At 70.2% G+C, this 19,192-nt stretch carries 13 protein-coding genes; 7 read left to right on the top strand and 6 right to left on the bottom strand.

Translation table 11 applies throughout. The annotated features are described in order from the left end of the window. The first annotated feature begins 145 nt into the window (after window positions 1-145). Window positions 146-1,396, top strand: coding sequence for a urate hydroxylase PuuD (locus R1Z03_RS09690; protein ID WP_317359088.1), 1,251 nt, complete (start codon window positions 146-148; stop codon window positions 1,394-1,396). A gap of 15 nt (window positions 1,397-1,411) precedes the next feature. Here the strand turns inward: R1Z03_RS09690 and R1Z03_RS09695 are convergent, their stop codons facing one another. From R1Z03_RS09695 to R1Z03_RS09705, 3 genes are all read right to left on the bottom strand, one after another. Next, complete coding sequence (locus R1Z03_RS09695) at window positions 1,412-3,364, bottom strand: phosphodiesterase (RefSeq protein ID WP_317359091.1); 1,953 nt, start codon at window positions 3,362-3,364, stop codon at window positions 1,412-1,414. Between the two features lie 94 nt (window positions 3,365-3,458). Continuing rightward, the gene (locus R1Z03_RS09700) at window positions 3,459-4,109 is read right to left on the bottom strand and encodes a response regulator transcription factor (protein WP_317359093.1); all 651 of its coding nucleotides are present in this window, start codon (window positions 4,107-4,109) and stop codon (window positions 3,459-3,461) included. Further along, window positions 4,106-5,506, bottom strand: a complete 1,401-nt coding sequence (locus tag R1Z03_RS09705) for a cache domain-containing protein (protein WP_317359096.1) — start codon at window positions 5,504-5,506, stop codon at window positions 4,106-4,108. The genes R1Z03_RS09700 and R1Z03_RS09705 overlap by 4 nt, the downstream gene beginning before the upstream one ends. A gap of 590 nt (window positions 5,507-6,096) precedes the next feature. Between R1Z03_RS09705 and R1Z03_RS09710 the strand changes: the two genes are divergently transcribed. Both R1Z03_RS09710 and R1Z03_RS09715 read left to right on the top strand, forming a co-directional pair. Next, the gene (locus tag R1Z03_RS09710; protein ID WP_284411172.1) at window positions 6,097-6,567 is read left to right on the top strand and encodes a Rid family detoxifying hydrolase; all 471 of its coding nucleotides are present in this window, start codon (window positions 6,097-6,099) and stop codon (window positions 6,565-6,567) included. Window positions 6,568-6,607: 40 nt separating this feature from the next. Beyond that, the gene (locus tag R1Z03_RS09715; RefSeq protein WP_372588249.1) at window positions 6,608-8,074 is read left to right on the top strand and encodes an aminotransferase class V-fold PLP-dependent enzyme; all 1,467 of its coding nucleotides are present in this window, start codon (window positions 6,608-6,610) and stop codon (window positions 8,072-8,074) included. 88 nt (window positions 8,075-8,162) lie between these two features. On the opposite strand, the gene R1Z03_RS09720 is transcribed toward R1Z03_RS09715, so the two are convergent. Beyond that, a complete protein-coding gene (locus R1Z03_RS09720; RefSeq protein WP_272567786.1) occupies window positions 8,163-9,191 on the bottom strand; it encodes a porin in 1,029 nt (342 codons plus the stop codon). Window positions 9,192-9,454: 263 nt separating this feature from the next. Here R1Z03_RS09720 and R1Z03_RS09725 point away from each other — a divergent pair, with 263 nt between their 5' ends. From R1Z03_RS09725 to R1Z03_RS09740, 4 genes are all read left to right on the top strand, one after another. Next, window positions 9,455-10,078: a Crp/Fnr family transcriptional regulator gene (locus R1Z03_RS09725; RefSeq protein ID WP_317360325.1), complete on the top strand. Its 624-nt coding sequence runs from the start codon at window positions 9,455-9,457 to the stop codon at window positions 10,076-10,078. A gap of 252 nt (window positions 10,079-10,330) precedes the next feature. Next, window positions 10,331-12,436, top strand: coding sequence for a diguanylate cyclase (locus tag R1Z03_RS09730; protein WP_317359101.1), 2,106 nt, complete (start codon window positions 10,331-10,333; stop codon window positions 12,434-12,436). Window positions 12,437-12,613: 177 nt separating this feature from the next. Continuing rightward, a complete protein-coding gene (locus tag R1Z03_RS09735) occupies window positions 12,614-12,928 on the top strand; it encodes a DUF2946 family protein (RefSeq protein ID WP_317360327.1) in 315 nt (104 codons plus the stop codon). Between the two features lie 111 nt (window positions 12,929-13,039). Continuing rightward, window positions 13,040-15,178: a TonB-dependent siderophore receptor gene (locus R1Z03_RS09740; protein WP_317359103.1), complete on the top strand. Its 2,139-nt coding sequence runs from the start codon at window positions 13,040-13,042 to the stop codon at window positions 15,176-15,178. Here R1Z03_RS09740 and xdhB read toward each other — a convergent pair. Together xdhB and xdhA are read right to left on the bottom strand one after the other, a co-directional pair. After that, on the bottom strand, window positions 15,166-17,610 hold the full coding sequence (xdhB, locus tag R1Z03_RS09745; protein WP_317359105.1) for a xanthine dehydrogenase molybdopterin binding subunit: 2,445 nt from the start codon (window positions 17,608-17,610) through the stop codon (window positions 15,166-15,168). The two genes, R1Z03_RS09740 and xdhB, sit on opposite strands and share 13 nt — an antisense overlap. Next, window positions 17,607-19,154: a xanthine dehydrogenase small subunit gene (xdhA, locus tag R1Z03_RS09750; protein ID WP_317359107.1), complete on the bottom strand. Its 1,548-nt coding sequence runs from the start codon at window positions 19,152-19,154 to the stop codon at window positions 17,607-17,609. Before xdhA ends, xdhB begins: the two co-directional genes overlap by 4 nt. Between the last annotated feature and the right edge of the window lie 38 nt (window positions 19,155-19,192).

Here is a 19,192-nt window from a genome sequence, read left to right on the forward strand (position 1 = left end):
TGCCCGGAGCCGACGCGTGTCGTCAGCCCCCAGGTGCGCGGCCTTTTCTTCTGCTCAGAGCGCCCGCAGTGGTGAGCAGGTTGACCGGGTGGTGCGCCGCGCGCCGCCCCCATGGCGCCTTCGTGCGCCGCCGAGGCTGAGACACATGGAAAGCTATCTCCTCGACTGGGCCAACCTGCTGCTGCGCTGGGTCCACGTCATCACCGCGATCGCCTGGGTGGGCTCGTCGTTCTACTTCGTCTTCCTGGACAGCAGCCTCACGCCGCCGGTCGACGACGACCTGAAAAAGCAGGGCGTGAGCGGCGAGCTCTGGGCCGTGCACGGCGGCGGCTTCTACCATCCGGTGAAGTTCGCCGTTTCGCCGCCGAAGCTGCCCGCGCACCTGCACTGGTTCTACTGGGAAAGCTACAGCACCTGGCTGAGCGGCTTCGCGCTGTTCACCGTGTCTTACCTGTGGAGCGCCGGCACCTACCTCATCGACAAATCGCGCATGGACTGGGCGCCGCCTGCGGCCATCGGCGCGGCGCTGGGCTTCCTGGTCGTCTTCTGGCTGCTGTACGACGCCGTGTGCCGCCTGTTCGGGCGGCGCAGGAACGGCGACGCCATCGTCGGCGCGCTTGTGTTCGGGCTGGTGTGCGTGGCCTCCTGGCTGGCCTGCCACTGGTTCGCCGGCCGGGCGGCCTTCCTGCTGGTGGGCGCGATGATCGCCACGGCCATGAGCGCCAACGTGTTCTTCTGGATCATTCCGGGGCAGAAAAAGATGGTGGCCGCCATCCAGGCCGGCCAGCCCGTGGACCCGGTCCACGGCCAGCGCGGCAAGCAGCGCAGCGTGCACAACACGTACTTCACGCTGCCGGTGCTGTTCGCCATGCTGTCCAACCACTACAGCTTCACCTGGAGCCACCCGCAGAACTGGCTGGTGCTGATCGTGATGATGTTCGCCGGCGCGGCCATCCGGCAGTTCTTCGTCATGCGCCACGGCCACAAGCTCGGGCGCAACGGCAACCCGCTGCCCTACGCGCTGGTGGGCGTGGCGGCCATCGTCGGCGCCATCGTGTGGATGCGGCCCGTGCCACCGGCCGCCACCCCGGTGGCTGCAGGAAATGCAACTGATTTGATAGCTAAAGGAACAAGCAATCCGCCGGCATCGGGCACGATCGGCTACGAAAAGCTGCAGCCCGTGCTGGCGCAGCGCTGTTTCCTGTGCCACGGCGAGCAGGTGCAGATGAAGAACCTGCGGCTCGATTCGGCCCCGTCGGTCAAGCAGCACGCCCAGGCCATCTACCAGCAGGCCGTGGTGCAAAAGCTCATGCCGATGAACAACGCCACCGGCATGACGGACGAGGAGCGCGACGTGGTGCGGCGCTGGTTCGAAGGCGGCGCACCGGTGCCCTGACGCGGCCGGGGGCGCTCAGTCCGTCGCGACGCGGGCGGCGGCTTTGCGTGCGCCCAGCGGGGCGCCCGGCCGGGGGGCGATGGCGCGGTCCGCGCCCATCCCGCCGATGCGGGCGGGGCCGCGATCGTGGCCGTCCGCCTCCGAGTCGTCCGCCGCGTCGCGCCAGGCCAGGCCGCTCGCGGCCAGCTTGGCATCGTGCTTGGCCAGGGCCGCGAGGTTGGCCACTTCTTCCGCATGCGCGATGGTGCCGGGTGTGATGCGCACCGCGCCGATCGACAGCGTGGTGCAGGTGAAAAAGCGCTTCACGCCGTGCCGGTCCTCGGCCCAGATGCCGCCGGCCTTGCGCGAGGCATCGTCGAACAGGGCCAGGGCTTCCTGCGCGAACTCGTCCACGATCCGCTGGCAGCGGTGCAGCCAGTCCGTGCTCTGGAACAGCAGCATGAAGTCGTCGCCGCCCACATGCCCCACGAAGTCGCGCTGCGCATCGCAGTGGGCCACGGCCAGGCGCGCCACGAGGCGGATCATCTGGTCGCCGCGCCAGTAGCCGTAGTAGTCGTTGAACGGCTTGAAGTGGTTCAGGTCGGCGTAGCAGGCGACGAACTCGGTGCCGCTGTCCAGCAGCCGCTGCATGTGCAGGCTGATGGGGATGTTGCCCGGCAGGAAGGTGAGCGGGTTGGCGTGGCGCGCCGCCTCGATGCGCGCCTCGGTCACGCTGCGCACCAGCTGGTCGCCCGTGCCCAGGCCCACGTAGCGGCCGTTGTCGGTGACGATGAAGCCGTCGTTCAGATAGCGCTGGTCCTGCGAGGTGAGGATGCCCACGAGCTGGTCCACGTCGCAGTCGAGCTCCACCACGCGCGGTGCGTGGTTGGCGAACGCCATGCAGGGCTTGCGCCCGTGCACCTCGCGGAAGTACAGCGTGGCGTAGTGGTTCATGAACTGCTGGCGGTTGATGAGCGCCACGGGCCGCGTGCCGTCCACCACCGCCATGGCGTGCAGGTCGGCATGGGCCTTGAACAGCCCGGCCACCGTGTCGTTGCGGGTTTCCGGCGTGGCCGTGGGCGCCTGCACCACGAGCAGGTTGCGCAGGATGCCCGGCCGCACGTTCTGGCCCAGGTGCGGCAGCACGGCCACGCGGCGGTCGCGCAGCGCATCCAGCGCGGGCAGCAGGATGGTGTCGCGCGGCAGCGGGGCCGGGCGGCCCAGCAGGTAGCCCTGGCCGTAGGGAATGTCGAGGTCGCGGAGGGCGCGCAGGTCTTCCTGCGTCTCGATGCCCTCGGCGATGAGCGTGGTGCCGAACACGTCGGCGATGCCCTTGATGGCCTGCAGCATCTGCAGGTTCTCGGGGTGCGCGCCCAGGTCGCGCACGAAGTATTTGTCGATCTTGACGAAGTCGGGCTTGGCCTCGGACCACAGCCGCAGGCTGGAGCGGCCATCGCCGAAGTCGTCCAGTGCCAGCCGGGCGCCGCTGGCGTGCACTTCCTTCAGCGCGTGGCGCAGCGGCTCCATGTCCGTCACGCGCTCGTGCTCGGTGATCTCCAGCACCACCATGCGTGCCGATACGCCCATCGCCTGCGCGGCCTCGGCCAGCGAGGCGCGACCGCACAGCGCCACGCCGCGCACCAGCGCATCGGCGCTGATGTTCACGAACAGGCGGCCGGCCGCGCCCAGCACGCCCCACTGCTGCAGCGCGATGAACACGCACAGCAGCTCGAAGTCCTGCAGCAGGCCTTCTTCGCCCGCGCAGCGCAGCAGCGCATCGGGCGTGTGCAGGGGCGTGCCCTCCGGGCCGCGGATCAGCGCCTCGTGCGCGTAGATGCCGCCCTCGCGCAGATCGGCCAGGGGCTGGAAGACACAGTGCAGGCCGTCGCCGCGCATGAGCTGCGCCAGCGGCCCATGGCCGTTTCGCACCCCGGGCGACAACGCCGCCAGCAAGGCATCGCGCCGGCCCCGGGGAGATGCATCGATCATGGTTACAACCTTACACAATTTCACCGCGGACCATAGCCGTTTGCCATGACAGCGAAATGACAGGTGCCATGCCACCAGGGATCGCCCACGCTGCTCACGGGTCGCTGCGCAGGTCGGCGTAGTCCACCGCGTATTTGACGAGTGCCGCCTGGCCCTCGATGCGCAGCTTGCGGCGCAGGTGCAGGCGGTGGGTCTCGACCGTGCGCACCGAGGTGCCCATGCGCTGGGCGATGTCCTTGTTGGATCGGCCCTCGGCCAGCAGCTCCAGCACCGCGGCCTCGCGCGGGGTGAGCGCGCGGCCCGACGGCGCTGGCACGGGAGGCGGCTCGTACAGCAGGGCCTGCACGCCTTCGCTGAAGTAGCGCCCGCCGGCATGCACCGCCTCGATCGCCTCCACCAGCTGGCGCGCCGGCGCGTCCTTGAGCACGTAGCCCCGCACACCCAGCGCGGCCGCACGGCGCACGTACTCGCCATCGTGGTGCATGGACAGCACCAGCACGCGCACCTGCGGAAAGCGGTCGCGGAACACCGTGGCCAGGTGGATGCCGCTCGCATCCGGCATGCGGATGTCGGTGACCACGATGTCGGGCAGCAGGGCGGCGGCCAGGTCCACCGCCTCCTGCACGCCGCCCGCCTCGCCCGCGACGCGGATGTGGCCCGTGGCCTCCAGCCGCATGCGCACGCCGTCGCGCACCAGCGGGTGGTCGTCCACCAGCAGCACGCGGATGGGGGCGCCGCCGCTCATGCGGGCACCTGCGACGGTTCAAACCCGGGGTAGGGCGCGTCGTTGTCGCCCTGCAGCGGCAGCACGGCCAGCACGCGCGTGCCGCGGCGGCAGGAGGCCACGCCGAACGTGCCGCCCAGGCCCTCGATGCGCTCGCGCATGTTGCGCAGGCCGATGCCGCCCTGTCCGTCGGCCTGCACGCGCTGCACGTCGAAGCCGCGGCCATCGTCGATCACCGACAAACTCACGCGCCGGCGGCCGAAGCGCAGCAGCAGTTCCACCTGCGTCGCGTGGGCGTGCATCTGGGCGTTGGTCAGCGCCTCCTGCGCCACGCGGAACAGCGCGGTGCCGTGGCTGGTGGGCAGCGGGTGCGCCGTGCCGCGCAGCACGAACCGCACGCCGAGCGCGGTGTGCTCCTGCACCTGCTGCGCCATGAGGGCCAGGGCCGGCGCCAAGCCCAGGTCGTCCAGCAACGCGGGCCGCAGGCCGTGCGAGACGCGGCGGATCTCCAGCAGCGCATGGTTGAGCCGGTCCAGGCCCTGGTCCAGCACGTGGTGCGGGCCGTGCGCCGCGCGCTCGGCCCACTGCACCTGGGCGGTTTCCAGCAGGAACTTGGAGGACACCAGCACCTGCACCACGCCGTCGTGCAGCTCGCGCGCCACGCGCACGCGCTCTTCCTCTTGTGAGCGCACCACCCGCTGCGCGAGCCGGCGCAGCTTGGCGCTGGCCACGCGGTGGTCGCTGAGGTTCAGCGCCAGCCCGGCCAGCCCGATCAGCACGATGCACAGCGCGGCGATGCCGTAGATGCGCCGGCGCGTGCCGTCGATGTTCTCCTGGGCGCGCAGGTCGATGCGGCGCAGCGTGTCGTGCACGTCGTCCAGGTACAGGCCGGTGCCGATCACCCATTCCCAGCCGGGCAGCGTCATCACGTAGGCGAGCTTGGGCACCGTCTGCTGCGATGAGGGCTTTTGCCACAGGTAGCGCACCAGCCCGCCGCCCTCGCGCGCCTTGGCGAGGATGAGGTTGGCCGGCGCCTCGCTCTGCGGGTTGGACGGGTCGCACAGGTCCACGCCGGCCAGTCCCATCTGCTGCGCGTCCAGCAGCACGTTGCCCTGGCGGTCGTAGACGAAGAAGTACCCGTCCTTGCCGAACTGCATGCGCGAGAGCAGGGCCAGCGCCTGCCGGTGGCGCGCCGCCGGGTCCGCCACATCGGCCGCGATGCGCGCCATCGCGCTTTGGGCCAGCTGCACGTAATGGTGCAGCTCGGTCTCCTTGCTGTGCAGGTAGGCGGATTCGACCAGTTCCCGCTCCTGGTGCGCCAGCTTCAGGGTCTGGTGGCGCACGGTGACGGCCACGGAACCCAGCGCCACCAGGATGGGAATGGTCGACAGCAGCAAAAGCTTGAGCCGCAATTGCATGAAGGGTTTCTTGGATAGGAAAGCGATGACTATCTGCCGCCGCACGCCAATGTCAAGCGGGTTGTTTCGAGGGATCATGGGATATTCCGGGAATCCGTGAACATATGTAAGACGGCCGGTGCGGTCGAATGGGGCGGAGAATCACCAAAACTCAAAATGCTTCGGGGCGGCGTGGGGCGTGATTATGGAAAGGCAGCTTCCATAATCACCCCCGTGGTGCCTGGGGCCGCTGCGGATCGGGTGTCGGCACCGGCTTGGTGCGCACCTTGTGAGTGCTTGCTACCGCAGCATCCGCACCACAGCAAGGCCTTCGCAGCAGAAGCCATGCCAGCCACGGGCGAGGCGGTGGTTTGCGTACTCCTGCGTAGGCCGGTCTGCGTACTACTGCGTAAGGGAAAAAGGTGCTTCGTTTTAGCGGGTTGTGCTGCCTAAAATTCTTTCGCGAATCGGGATTTCCAGGACAGAAGAAGGCGCGCCGGAAGATTATGGGAAATGCGGTCGCATGGAAATGGATGGGGCCTGCCGGTTTATCCGTGCATGGGCCGAATCATTTTCATCGTCATATTCAAAGTCGTTGCAAAGGACATTCCATGAGTAATCGGATCCACCGCCACCGCGTGGCCTGGGCGGGCGCTGCCCTGGCGGCCTGCGTGCTGATGACGGGCTGCGCCGCGCCGTCCAAGCGCGAGGTGCTGTCCACCACGCAGATCTATCCGGCCATCGGGCCGTATTCGCAAATGGTGGCCCACGGAAACACGCTGTATTTCTCGGGCGTCCTGCCCCTCAATGCGGCGGGCAATGCGGTCAACGGCACCACCATCGAGGAGCAGACCCGCGCCGTGCTCGATTTCATGGGCGCCAAGCTGCGTTCGCAGGGCCTGTCGTACGAGGACGTGCTCTCCACCACGGTCTACATGAAGGACCTGAACGAGTTCGCCGCCATGAACAAGGTGTACGGCGAGTACTTCCGCACCGCTGCGCCGGCCCGCGCCACGGTGGAGGTGGCGCGGCTGCCGCGCGACGTGAAGATCGAAATCTCGGCCATCGTCGGCCGCCGCTGAAGCGCTGTGGTCCTGCCTCCACGCCCCAAGGAGTTTTCCCATGAATGAAGCCACCCCCCTGATGGCCGCGCCCGGCGCTGCCGCTCCCCTGGACCTGTGCGCGGTGTCGCGCTGGAGCGCCAAGCGCCGCGACTTTCTGCGCGTGCTCGGCTATGGCGCCGGCGCCGCGACGCTCGGGCCCCTGGTGGCCGCCTGCGGCAGCAGCGGCGCGCAGACCCAGGCCGAAGCCCTGCGCGAGCAGCTCATGCGCGACGAGGCGTTCTGGACGGGCGTGCAGGGCATGTTCGTGCTCAAGCCCGAGAAGACCTACATGAACATCGGCACCGGCGGCTCCATGCCCAAGCTGGTGCTGGAAACGTTCGATGCCGAAAACCGCAAGAAGGCGGCCGATTCCGGCAGCGGCTACGGCAACCTGCTGGACCTGCGCAAGCAGGTGGCCCCGGGCTTTGGCGTGGATGCGGACGAGCTCGCGTTCTCGGCCAACACATCCTCGGGCATGTGCCACGCCATCCTGGGACTGGACTGGCAGCGCGGCGATGTGGTGGTCACCACCAACCACGAGCACGGCGGCGGCGACACGCCGCTCAAGATCGCCACCGACCGCTACGGCATCGAGGTCTCGCGCATCGCGCTGCCGGTGGGCAACAACCAGACGGCCGCCACCTACGTGAACCTGTTCGACGAGCGCGTCCGCGCGCTCAAGGCCCAGGGCAAGCGCGTGCGCGCCATGATGTGGTCCTCGCCCACGTACAAGACCGGCACCATGCTGCCGATCGCCGAGCTGATGGCGGTGGTGAAGGCGCACGAGCTCATCAGCATCGTGGACGGCGCCCACCTGCCGGGCATGATGGCCTACAACTATGCGGAGCTGGGCATGGACTTCATGTCCGGCGCGGGGCACAAGTGGCAGTGCGGCCCGGGCTCGACCGGCATCCTGGTGGTGCGCAACAAGATGCGCGCCTCCAACCCGCTGCCGCTGCCCAGGTGGTTCCCGGTGCACACCAGCTCCTACGCCGCCAAGGACCGCACCACCAACGGCACCGAGACCTACGACATCGCCGCGACGATCACCAGCTGCGGCAGCCTGCACACGCCCATGTTCATGGCGCTGGCCCAGGCCTGCGCGCAGTGGGACGGCATCGGGCGCAAGAAGATCGAGACCTACGACCTCACGCTGTCGTCCTACCTCAAGGAAAAGATCGCCGAGCGCTGGGGCGTGGATGCGCTGTACTCGCCCAAGGACGATCCCAAGCTGCTCTCCGCGCTCACCTCGTTCAATCCGTTCCCGAACAAGGACGACGTGATGAACGCGCAGAAATCCACGGCCTTCGTGGCGCGCATGCTGAGCGAATACCCGCAGGGCTTCGTGATCCGCAATGCCGATTTCCCTGTCATCGGCGCGCCCGCCAACCACTACGGCGTGCGCATCTCCACCCACCTGTGGCACGACGCGCGCGACATCGACCTGCTGGTCGATGCCATGTGGGACCTGTCGCGCAAGGTCTGATCCGGCAGCGCTGCAGCATCCATAAAAAAAGCGCGGGAGGCGACTCCCGCGCTTTTTGTTTTGGGGCGCCCTGCGCGCCGTGCGGCGATCAGAAGCGGTGGCGGATGCCCACGCCGAAGCTGTTGCCCTTGGTCTGCGCCGTGATGCGGTCGTTCATGAGCATGGCGTACACGTCGGTGCGCTTGGACAGGAAGTGGTCGTAGCCCAGCGTGAAGGTCTTGCGGTCGATGTCGGTCTGCGTCATCTCGGTCTTGACCCACTCCACCAGCACCTTGCCGGCCGGGCCGACCGGCACCGAGGCGCCCAGCTGCACCGTCTTGGCCTTGTTGGTGGTGTTGTCGGCCTTGGCCTCGCCGTAGCTCACGAAGGGCTTGACCAGGCCGAAGTCGTAGGCGCCCAGCAGCATCCAGTCGGTCTTCTTCGTGCCCAGGTAGGCATTGGGAACGGCGGGGTTGCTGATCTGGTCGCGCTCGTAGAAGCCCGTCAGCGTCACGGGGCCGCCGAAGTAGAAGAAGTTCGCGCCGAAGTTCTTCTTGCCGTTGTCGCCCGGCTGCTCGCCGAACTGGTACTGGATGTTGGCCGAGAAACCGCCGAATTTCGGCGTGCTGTAGACGATCTGGTTGCTCCAGCCCGTGTCGGACGGCGTGGTCGCACCCCAGCCGGTGCCGTTGAACAGCGGCACGTTCATGTGCAGGATCAGCGGCGAGAAGGTGAACGAATCGCCGAACGGATTGCCCACCACCGAGGGCAGGAAGTTGGGCGCCATCCAGCGGCCCAGCATCACCGAGCCGAAGTCGCCCGACAGGCTGACGTTGGCGTCGCGCGAGAAGAACGTGTCGTTGGCGAAGCGCCCCTGCGAGCCGTTGTCCACCTTGATGAACGAGGTCAGCTGGAAGTTGGCCTTCAGTCCGCCGCCGAGGTCTTCCGTGCCCTTGAAGCCGAACCACGAGGTCGTGAGGCCGCCACTGTCCACGACCGACTTGCGGCCCGCATCGCCTGCCATCTTGATGGACCCGGCGAACACGTCGGCCAGGCCGGTGAGCTGCACGGAGCTTTGGGCCTGCGCCCCGGCGGAACAAAGCAGCGCTGCACCCAGCGCGATCCAATTCTTTTTCATACGACTCCTGCGAAAGGGAAAAGGGGAAGGGGGAAGGGGGAAGGGAAGGTGCCGATGGCTCGGCGGGGCACACGGGCCTTCAACGGGCCAGGAAAAACGTGTCGATTTGCAAAGGGCTCCAAGCAAGGACCGTGCCTTCACCATTCGGCCTGTGGGGGCATGCGGCGCCCGCGGCACTCGGGCGCGGCGGCAGCGGCCAGAGCGCACCGCATTTGACTTTGCTCAACACCCTGCGGCAGTGCTGCGGTCACAGTGGCGGCTCTATGTTTCCCTCTCCTTCCTCCCCTGCGCCGACCAAGACCGAGGCCCCTGCCGGCGAGGTGCTGCGCGAGCGCCACCAGCGTCCGGCCAGCGTGCTGTACCTGGACAGCGGCCGCGTGCTGCTCGGGGTGCGCGAGGATGGGCTGCTTCGGCACCAGTTGGGTGCGGTGGAGGGGCCGTGCTGGCTCGATGCCGCCCCCGCGCTGCTCGGCCAGGCGTGCATGGTGGACATGGTGGCGGACACGCGCGTGCTGCTGCGCCGCATGCCGCTGGAGGCCTTCCGGTCCGGCTTCGAATCGCTGCCGTCGCCCGCCCGCGCGCTGGTGTACGACATGGCGCGGGGCTACTGCCAGCAGACCGAACTGGCCGTGAGCCGGCTCGCGCAGGACGCCGAGGCGCGTTGCGCCCAATGGCTGCTGCGGCACGCCCAGCACGACGATGCGGGCACGCTGCGCGTGACGCTGCACCAGCGCAAGCGGCTCATCGCCGCGCAGCTGGGCATCGCGCCGGAAACCCTGTCGCGCGTGCTGCGCCACCTGCGCGACCACGGGCTCATTTCGGGCACGGGCAATGTGCTCAATCTGCCGCGGCCCGGCGCGCTGCAGGTGGTGGCCGGGGCCGGCTGAAGGGGGGCTGCCGTCCCGCGCAAGGGCGTGGGTGGGGTGTCTGCAACACGCGGGTGATCGGGGCGGCGCGGCCATGGCGCGGCGGTGCGAAGGGGCTCAGGGTTTCCCCCGGACCGACCGAGGGTTCCACCCAACCCGCGCGTTCGGGGGGCTGCGTATATTCGTTCGCACCCCATTGCACATTCCGCCTGACAGCATGCCCTGCGCCCTTCGCCGCTCCTTTGCCAGAGGTGCTTCGTCCACGGAGCACCGATGACCCCGCCATCGCACGAGGCACTCGAGGCGGAGCAGGACGCGGCGGGCGACACGCCCGGCTGGCTGCTGCCCGGCCGCCTGGTGCAGCGCCTGATGCTGGTGGCCGTGCTGGCGGTGGTGTTCGCCGGGGCGATGGCCGCCTGGACCGTATCGCGCGCGGCCGGCGAGGAGGCCATGCGCCGCCTCGTGAGCCAGCAGACCGACGAGGTCGAAGTGGTCGCGCGGCTGCTGGCCAGCAAGATCGAGCAGAGCCAGAAGGTGCTCAGCACCGTGGCAGAGGGCATTCAGCCGGTCATGCTCGACTCGCCGTCGTCCCTCGGTTGGCTGCTGCAGCAGGGCCTGCCGGCGGTGCGCTTCTTCGATGCCATGCAGGTGGTGCGGCAGGACGGCACCGTGGCCATCAACCTGCAATACGGCCGCCTGGACAGCGGCTCCAGCCTCGATCCGGCCGAACGCGACAGCCTGCGCCGCACCATGCTGGAGGGCAAGCCGCTGGTGTCGGGCCTGATCGGCGGGCGGCCGAGCGAGGCGCGCGTGATGTTCACGATCCCGCTGCACCGGGACGAGGGCACGGTGGTGGGCGCCGTCTCCGGCGTGCTGCGCCTGCAGTCGCAGGGGCTGCTGCCGCCCTCGATGTCGCTGCCGGCGCGCAAGGATTCCCGGCTCATCGTCTTCACGCGCGACGGCACCATCCTGTCGCACCCGGACCCCGCGCGGGTGATGGGCAGCGTGCGCGACGAGGCCGGCCTGTCGCAGGTGTTCGCGCGGTCGGGCGACAAGGATCAGCCGGTCATGGGGCGCGGCTTCACCGAGCGGCTGCCGGGCCATGTGGTCAGCCTGGCCGGCATGCCCATGACGCAGTGGACCGTGGCGCGCGTGAACGATGCGCAGGCTTTGCTCGCGCCGCTGGAGGGCGCGCAGCGTCGGGCCGCCTGGCTGGCGGCCGCCCTGATCGGTGCGGCCGCATTGCTGGCTGTGGCCTGCATGGCCTGGCTGGCGCAGCCCCTGGCCCGGCTGTGCCGCCGCGCCACCCACCTGGGCGCCCGCGCGCCTGGTGCCCATGAAGACATGCCCTGGCCGCAGGGCGCCGGCGAAGTGGACGGGCTGGCGGCGGCCTGCCGCGGCCTGCTCGACGAGCGCGCCAGCACGCAGTCGCAGATGGGGCTGCTGCGGGGGCAGCTGCAGTCCATCCTGGACCACGCGCCCACCGGCATCATCATCACGCGCGGCGAGAACCTGCAGGTCGTGAGCCTGCAGGCCGGCCGCATGCTGGGCTACGAGCCGGCGCAGCTGCAGGGGCGGCTGGCCCGCGTGCTTTACGTGAGCGATGCCGAGTACGAGCACCTCAAGCGGCGCGTGCGGGCGGAGTTCTCGGCGCACGGCACCTTCGATGGCGACGTGTGCTTCCTGCGCCAGGACGGCAGCGCGGTATGGGCCCGCGTGCTGGGCCGCTCGGTGCGGGGCGCCTCAGGCGATGCGGGCACGGTCTGGATGCTGGAGGACCTCACCGCCGCGCGCGAGGCCCGCCGCCGCGAGAACTGGGCGGGCGGGCTTGACGCCCTCACGCAGTTGGCCAACCGCGACGCGTTCAGCCAGCGCCTGCATGCGCTGCTGGCCGACCGTGCGGCCCGCCCTGACACGGTGCAGGCGCACCCGGGCGGGGAGGCGGGCGAGGGCGTGGTGCTGTTCCTGGACCTGGACCATTTCACCGTGGTCAACGCCATTGCCGGGCACGACGCGGGCGACGACGTGCTGCGCCACGTGGGCCGCCTCATCGAGACCCAGGTGCGGTCGGTGGGCTGGGCGGCGCGGCTGGGTGGCGACGAGTTCGCCGTGGTGCTGCCCGGCTGCCCGCTGGGGCGCGGGCTGGCCATCGCCGAGCAGCTGTGCGCCGCCGTGCGTGCGTGGGAGCCCTCATACCAGGGCCGCAGCTACACGCTGGGCGTGAGCATCGGCCTCGTGCCGCTGGACAGCGGCGTGTACGACGTGACCGCGGTGCTCCATGCAGCCGACATGGCGTGCTACGAGGCCAAGCGCGCGGGCCGCGACCGGGTCGAGGTGCGCTCGGTGCGGGGTGGGCGCGCGCAGGTGCGCGCGGCGTGAAGGCGGGATGTGCCGCAGCGGCCACCGCGCCCTGCCGCCATCCCATCGCCGGATGCTTCGCCCTTGCCCCGTCGGTTTGCCGATAATCGTCCCGTGCCCCGACCCCATCGCCCGCTGCGCAACCCCCTTGCTGTCCACGGCGGGCTGGCGCGTTGGCAAGCCCGCGTGCGCTGGGTCATGGCGTGGTTCGTGCTGTCGCTGGGCGTGGCGGTGGCCTCGCCCATCGTGCACCCCCAGGTGGTCGAGTGGGTCTGCACCGGCGTCGGAACGGTGAAGGCCGTCGTGCATGCCGATGAGGGCGCGCAGCCCGCGGGCCTGGTGCACTGGGACTGCCCGCTGTGCCTGCTGGCCGCACCCCCGGCGCAGCCGCCGGCGGTCGCCCTGCCGGTCGTGCTGCCGCTGTCGCGCGCGGTGCAATCCATTGCGGCCGCGCGCATCGCCGCGGCCACCGCGGCGCCGCTTCCGGCCCGCGGGCCGCCGCCACTCTCCTGATCCGCCTTCCGATTTCGCAGCGCGGGCCGGCCACCACGGCAGGCCACGCGATGCGATGTTTTTCGCACCGATCAGCGGCGCCCGATGGGGCGCCACAGAGAGCCCTTTTTTATGCACCCAACCATTGCACGGCCCGTCGCGCTGGGGATGGCCCTGGCCTGGCTGCCCCTGGCCGCCACCGCCCAGACGCCCACCCCTGCAGACCCGGCGGCCGAACGCAGCCCGGCGCTGCCTGCCGTCACCGTCACGGCGCCGGCCACACCGGCGGCGCAGCGCAGTTCCCGCCTCGCTACCGGCACGGCGGGATCGTCGCTGGACACGCCGTTTTCCGTCACCACCGTGCCTGGCGAGCTGGTCCGCCAGCAAGGCGGCACCACCTTGCAGGACGCGCTGCGCAACGTGCCCGGCGCGCAGGCCGACTCGGGCTTCAACGGGTCGCACACGCAGTTCTTCATCCTGCGCGGCGCGGTGACCGACAGCGGTACCGGCTCCAACCGCGTGCTGCGCGACGGCGTGCGGCTGTCCAACTACCCCTACACCCCGGCGTTCGTGGAAAGCGTCGACGTGCTGCGGGGACCCGGCGCGGCCCTCGGCGTGCGCAGCGAACCGGGCGGCACCGTCAACCTCGTGACGCGCCAGCCGCAGCTGGCGAACTTCGGCAGCGCCTCGCTCGGCGCGGGCACGCACGGCGCGCTGGAGGCGTCCATCGACCTGAACCGCGTGCTGTCGGCCGAGAACGAACTGGCCGCCCGCGTGACGGCCACGCGGTCCCAGGCCAGCGAGTGGCGGCATGTGGAAGACCGCCTCGACGGCATCAAGCTGGGCTTGGCCCAAAGCGATGGCAACCGCTACCACCTGCGTGCCAACGTGGAGGCCACCAACCAGACCTACCAGCCGGACTACGGACTTCCCGCGCTGGGCGGGCGGCCGGTCGCCGTGCCACGGGACCGGCAGCTCGGCGAGCCCTTCGGCGACTCGACCACCGACAACCGCATCTACGATCTGCACGGCGATGTCGCCCTGTCGGCCCACACGCGCTGGTCGGCCGATTTCACGCACCTGCAGGCGCATTCGACCTCCATCAAGAACCTGCTGAACGGCTCGCCGCTGGCGGGCCAGCCCGCCGGCACCTATGCCCGGGTCTCGGCCTGGGAGCCGGGCACCGAGCGCCGCATCGACTCGTTCTCGACCGCGCTTTCCAGCACGCAGGGCACCGGCGCGGTGACGCACCATTTGTACTTCGGGGCGGACTACTACAAGGAGGTGCTGAACCAGCCCGCGCTGTCGGTGCCGGCCTCGACCAGCCCGGCCATCAACGTGTTCAACCCGGTGTATGGCCGGGTGACCGCGCCCCCGGCCGGGGCGGTGCTGGCGCAGAGCCTGACGACGCAGGACCTCGAATCCGTGTCGGTGTCCGCCCAGGATCAGATCGACTTCGGCGCATGGTCGGTGGTGGCGGGCCTGCGCTTCACGCGCCAGCGCTTCCTGTACGGCACGGCCGGCGTGCTGCCCGTGGAGGAGTCGCGCTGGAACCCGAAGCTGGCGGTGCTGCGCCGGCTGTCGGAGACCGATACGCTGTATGCCAACGTGTCCACCGGCACCTCGCCCAACCAGGTGGCTTCATCGTCGAACCAGTCCCTGCCCTCGCGCCGTTCGGCGCAGGTCGAAGCCGGCTGGAAATCGCTGTGGCGCGGCGGCGCGGTGGTCAGCGACCTGGCGGTGTACCGCCTCGATCAGAAGAACATGATCGCGTCCGACCTGAGCACGCCGCTGAACAACTTCGACTTCACCACGGCCGGCAGCGCGCGGTCGCAGGGCATCGAGGCGTCGCTGTCCGGCCAGGTGACGGACCGGGTGACCGTGGCCGCCACCTACGCCTTCACCCGTGCGAAGTACCTGCAGAACCCCGTGTACGGCGGCATGTCCGTGCCCAACGTGGCCCGGCATGCGGCCACGCTGTGGGCGCAGTACGCCTGGAACGCGCAGTGGAAGACGGGCGCGGGCCTGTACCTGCAAAGCCGGCGCTTCGCCGACGAGGCCAACACCACGGTGCTGCCGGGCTACGCGCGCGTCGACCTGAGCCAGACCTGGACGACGACGCTGGCCCACGGCCAGAGCGTCGAGGTCCAGGCGACGGTGCGCAACCTGTTCGACCAGCACTACTTCGTGTCGAGCCACCTGCACGTGAGCCGCTGGATCACGCCGGGGCAGGGGCGCAACGCGTTCGTCTCGGCCACCTACCGCTTCTGAGCGTCCGCCGCCCGGTCCATCCCGCCCAGTGCCCGAAGCACGTTCTCGGCCGTGGCGGGCGCGGTCAGCGTGACCGGCTGCCGGGCCGCCTCAGCCGGGCGCGCTGCGGCAATCGCGTTGCGCAGGGCCTCGTACACGCTGATGGCCAGCATGAACGGCGGCTCGCCCACGGCCTTGCTGCCGCCCACGTTGTCCTCCCGGTTGGCCTCGTGCCATAGCGCCACGGTGAAGCGCTCGGGGATGTCGCCCGTGGCCGGGATCTTGTAGGTGCTGGGCGCGTGGGTGGTGAGCCGGCCCTGGTCGTTCCACACCAGCTGCTCGGTCGTGAGCCAGCCCATGCCCTGCACGAAGCCGCCCTCGATCTGGCCGATGTCGATGGCCGGGTTGATGCTGCGGCCCACGTCGTGCAGGATGTCCACCGCCAGCACGCGGCTCTCGCCGGTGAGCGTGTCGATGGCCACTTCGGTGCAGGCCGCGCCATAGGCGAAGTAGTAGAACGGCCGGCCGGTGAGCGTGGCCTTGTCGTAGTGGATCTTGGGCGTGCGGTAAAAGCCGTCGCTCCACAGCTGGATGCGGTTGGCATAGGCCTCCTTCACCACGTCGCCCCAGTTGCGCACGGCGTGGGGCGTGATGACCTGCCCGCCGGCGAATTGCACCTCGCCGGCGCCGCAGTGGTCCAGGCCGCACACGAAGGCGGCGAGGTTGTCGCGCACGTGGCGCGCGGCGAACTGGGCAGCGCGGCCGTTCAGGTCGGTGCCGCTCGATGCGGCCGTGGCGCTGGCATTGGGCACCTTGCTGGTGTCGCTGGCGGTCACCAGCACGCGCGCCAGCGGCACGCCCAGTTCGTCGGCCACGATCTGCGCCACCTTGGTGTGCAGGCCCTGGCCCATCTCGGTGCCACCGTGGTTCACCTGCACGCTGCCATCGGTGTACACGTGCACCAGCGCGCCGGCCTGGTTGAACAGCGTGGCGGTGAAGCTGATGCCGAACTTCACCGGCGTGATCGCCAGCCCGCGCTTGAGTACCGGGCTCGCGGCATTCCAGGCCAAAATGGCCTCATGCCGGCGTTTATATTGGCTGGATTGCTCTAATTTTGGTAGCAGATCGTGGAGGATGTTGTCCTCCACCGGCATCTGGTAGTGGGTGACGTTGCGGTCGGTGGTGCCGTACAGGTTGCGCATGCGCACCGCGAGCCCATCGCACCCCAGGGCCCGTGCGATGTCTCCCAGGATGGCCTCGATGGCGATCACGCCCTGCGGCCCGCCGAAGCCGCGAAAGGCCGTGTGGCTCTGCGTGTTCGTCTTGCAGCGGTACGAGGCGATCTCGACGTTTTCCAGGAAGTACGCGTTGTCGCTGTGGAACACGGCGCGGTCGGCCACGGGGCCCGACAGGTCGGCCGAGAAGCCGCAGTTGGCCGCCATGCGCAGCCGCAGGCCCGTGATGCGGCCCGTGCCGTCGAAGCCCACGTCGTATTCGTAGGCGAACGGGTGGCGCTTGCCCGTCACCATGAAATCCTCGTCCCGGTCCAGCCGCAGCTTGACCGGGCGACCGAATTGGTTCGCCGCCACCGCCGCCCACACGGCCAGGTGGCCGGCCTGCGTTTCCTTGCCGCCGAAGCCCCCGCCCAGGCGCCGGCATTCCACGCGCACCGCGTGGTTCTCCAGGCCCAGGGCATGCGCCACCCAGTGCTGCACCTCGCCCGGGTGCTGGGTGCTGGAGTGGATCCACCACTGCCGCTGCTCCAGCGGCAGCGCGTAGGCGATCTGGCCCTCCAGGTAGAAATGCTCCTGCCCGCCGACCTCGAAGCGGCCCTGCAGCCGGTGCGCCGCGCGGCCCAGGCCCGCGTCGGCGTCGCCGCGGCGCACGAAGACGGGCGGCAGCACGTAGCTTTCGGCGGCCAGCGCCTCGTGCACGGTCAGCACCGCGGGCAGGGGGGTGATGTCTGGCACCACGGCGCGCGCGGCGCGGCGGGCCTGCATGACCGAGTCGGCCACCACCAGGCCGATCACCTGGCCCACGTGCTGCACGGTGTCGATGGCGAACACGGGCTCGTCGTGCGCGAAGGCGGCCAGCAGCTTGTCGCCCGGCACGTCGGCGCTGAGCACCACGCCGTGCACGCCGGGCAGGGCCAGCGCCGCGCGGGTGTCCACCCCGTTCAGGCGCCCGTGCGCCACGGGCGAGAGGATGGGCGCGGCATACAGCGTGCCCTTCACCTCGGGCAGATCGTCGATGTAATGGGCGCTGCCCGCCACCTGGGCGCGCGCGCTTTCGTGGGGATGCGATCGGCCCATGGCGCGGGCCGGTGCGGGCGCGCCCTCGGGCGGGCGGGCCTGGGGCGTTTGCGGGCCGGCGGCACCGGCCGCGTTGGCGGCGATGGCCACGGGGTCGTCTTCGGCGTCGCGGCTCAAAGGGGCGTCGTCGTGCTGTTTCATGCGAGGGCCTCCGGGCGCAATTGCTCCAGCAAGACGGGAATGGGCAGGGGAACGGGCAGGGGAACGGCCTGCGGCCCTTGGCGCTCCAGCCAGAAGCGCCGCAGCAGCGCCGCGAGCACGGCACGGCGGTACTCGCCGCTCGCCCGCATGTCGGAGATGGGCTGGAACTCGGCCTGCAGGGCGGCCGTAGCGCGCTCCACCGTCTCCACGGTCCAGGGCTGGCCGGCAAGTGCGGCCTCGGTCTGCCGGGCCCGCGCGGGCGTGGCGGCGACCCCGCCCGCGCCGATGCGGGCGCGCCGCACCCGGCCGTCGGCGATGTCGAGGTTCAGCACCAGGCACACGGCGGAGATGTCGTCGTCCAAGCGCTTGGACACCTTGTAGGCCGCCAGCGATTCGCCCGGCGCGGGCAGCGGCACCTCGATGCGCACGAGCAGCTCGTCCGGCGCCATCACGTTCTGGCGGTAGCCGGTGTACAGGTCTTCCAGCGCCAATGTGCGTTCGCCGCGCAGGCTGGCCAGCACCACGCTGGCGCCCAGCGCGATCAGCAGGGGCATGGAGTCGCCGATCGGCGAGCCGTTGGCCACGTTGCCGCCCAGCGTGCCGGAGTTGCGCACGGGCAGCCCGGCGAAGCGCGCGGCGAAGCGGTGCAGCATGGGCCAGTGGGCCTGCAGCGCATCGAACGCGTCGGCCAGCGGCACGGCCGCGCCGATGGACAGCCGCCCGCCCTGCGTGCCGATGCGGCGCAGCTCCTGCGCCCGCGTGACGTCGAGCATCTGCGCGAACTGGCGGTGCTGCTTGGTGATCCACAGGCCTACGTCGGTGGCGCCGGCCACCACCTGGGCGGTGGGGTGCGCGGCGCGTGCGGCCAGCAGTTCGGCCAGCGTGGCCGGGGCCAGGTACGCGTCGTCGGGCGTGGGCGCCGGTTTCGCCAGGGAGGCCAGCTGCGGCAGCAGTTGGGCTTCGTCCACCTGCATGCGGGGCAGGGCGGCCATCCGCTCGGCCGCGTCCAGGATGGGGCGGTAGCCGGTGCAGCGGCACAGGTTGCCCGACAGCTCGTGCACGGCCTGCTCGCGCGTGACCGCGCGGCCCTGGCACACGTGGTTCTGGTACATGCCGAACAGGCTCATCACGAAGCCCGGCGTGCAGAAGCCGCACTGCGAGCCGTGGCACTGCACCATGGCTTCCTGGGCGGGGTGCAGGCCCGGCGCGCTGGAGGGGGCGCCGCTGGAGGGCGGGGTGGCGGGCGGCGCGGGCTGGAGCAGCGGGTCCTGGTCCAGGTCCTCCACCGTCCACAGCGCCATGCCGTCGATGGAGTGGGCCAGGCGGATGCAGCTGTTCACGGCCCGGTAGCGCACGCGGCCGTCCACGGCCTCGCCCAGCACCACGGTGCAGGCGCCGCAGTCGCCCTCGCCGCAGCCTTCCTTGGTGCCGGTGTGGCCCAGGTCTTCGCGCAGCACCTCCAGCAGGGTGCGGTCGGGGGGGACATGGGCCAGCGTCACGGGCTGGCCCCGGCGGATGAATCGCAGCGGGCGGGAGGTGGTCATGCGTTGTGCGGTGCAGGGTTCGGTCGTTGGGGCCAGTG

Source organism: Acidovorax sp. BLS4 (assembly GCF_032929295.1).
GTDB lineage: Bacteria > Pseudomonadota > Gammaproteobacteria > Burkholderiales > Burkholderiaceae_C > Paracidovorax.

Coding starts and splice junctions, on each gene's coding strand:
- R1Z03_RS09690 (WP_317359088.1), top strand. CDS start 146: ATGGAAAGCTATCTCCTCGACTGGGCCAACCTGCTGCTGCGCTGGGTC.
- R1Z03_RS09695 (WP_317359091.1), bottom strand. CDS start 3,364: ATGATCGATGCATCTCCCCGGGGCCGGCGCGATGCCTTGCTGGCGGCG.
- R1Z03_RS09700 (WP_317359093.1), bottom strand. CDS start 4,109: ATGAGCGGCGGCGCCCCCATCCGCGTGCTGCTGGTGGACGACCACCCG.
- R1Z03_RS09705 (WP_317359096.1), bottom strand. CDS start 5,506: ATGCAATTGCGGCTCAAGCTTTTGCTGCTGTCGACCATTCCCATCCTG.
- R1Z03_RS09710 (WP_284411172.1), top strand. CDS start 6,097: ATGAGTAATCGGATCCACCGCCACCGCGTGGCCTGGGCGGGCGCTGCC.
- R1Z03_RS09715 (WP_372588249.1), top strand. CDS start 6,608: ATGAATGAAGCCACCCCCCTGATGGCCGCGCCCGGCGCTGCCGCTCCC.
- R1Z03_RS09720 (WP_272567786.1), bottom strand. CDS start 9,191: ATGAAAAAGAATTGGATCGCGCTGGGTGCAGCGCTGCTTTGTTCCGCC.
- R1Z03_RS09725 (WP_317360325.1), top strand. CDS start 9,455: ATGTTTCCCTCTCCTTCCTCCCCTGCGCCGACCAAGACCGAGGCCCCT.
- R1Z03_RS09730 (WP_317359101.1), top strand. CDS start 10,331: ATGACCCCGCCATCGCACGAGGCACTCGAGGCGGAGCAGGACGCGGCG.
- R1Z03_RS09735 (WP_317360327.1), top strand. CDS start 12,614: ATGGCGTGGTTCGTGCTGTCGCTGGGCGTGGCGGTGGCCTCGCCCATC.
- R1Z03_RS09740 (WP_317359103.1), top strand. CDS start 13,040: ATGCACCCAACCATTGCACGGCCCGTCGCGCTGGGGATGGCCCTGGCC.
- xdhB (WP_317359105.1), bottom strand. CDS start 17,610: ATGAAACAGCACGACGACGCCCCTTTGAGCCGCGACGCCGAAGACGAC.
- xdhA (WP_317359107.1), bottom strand. CDS start 19,154: ATGACCACCTCCCGCCCGCTGCGATTCATCCGCCGGGGCCAGCCCGTG.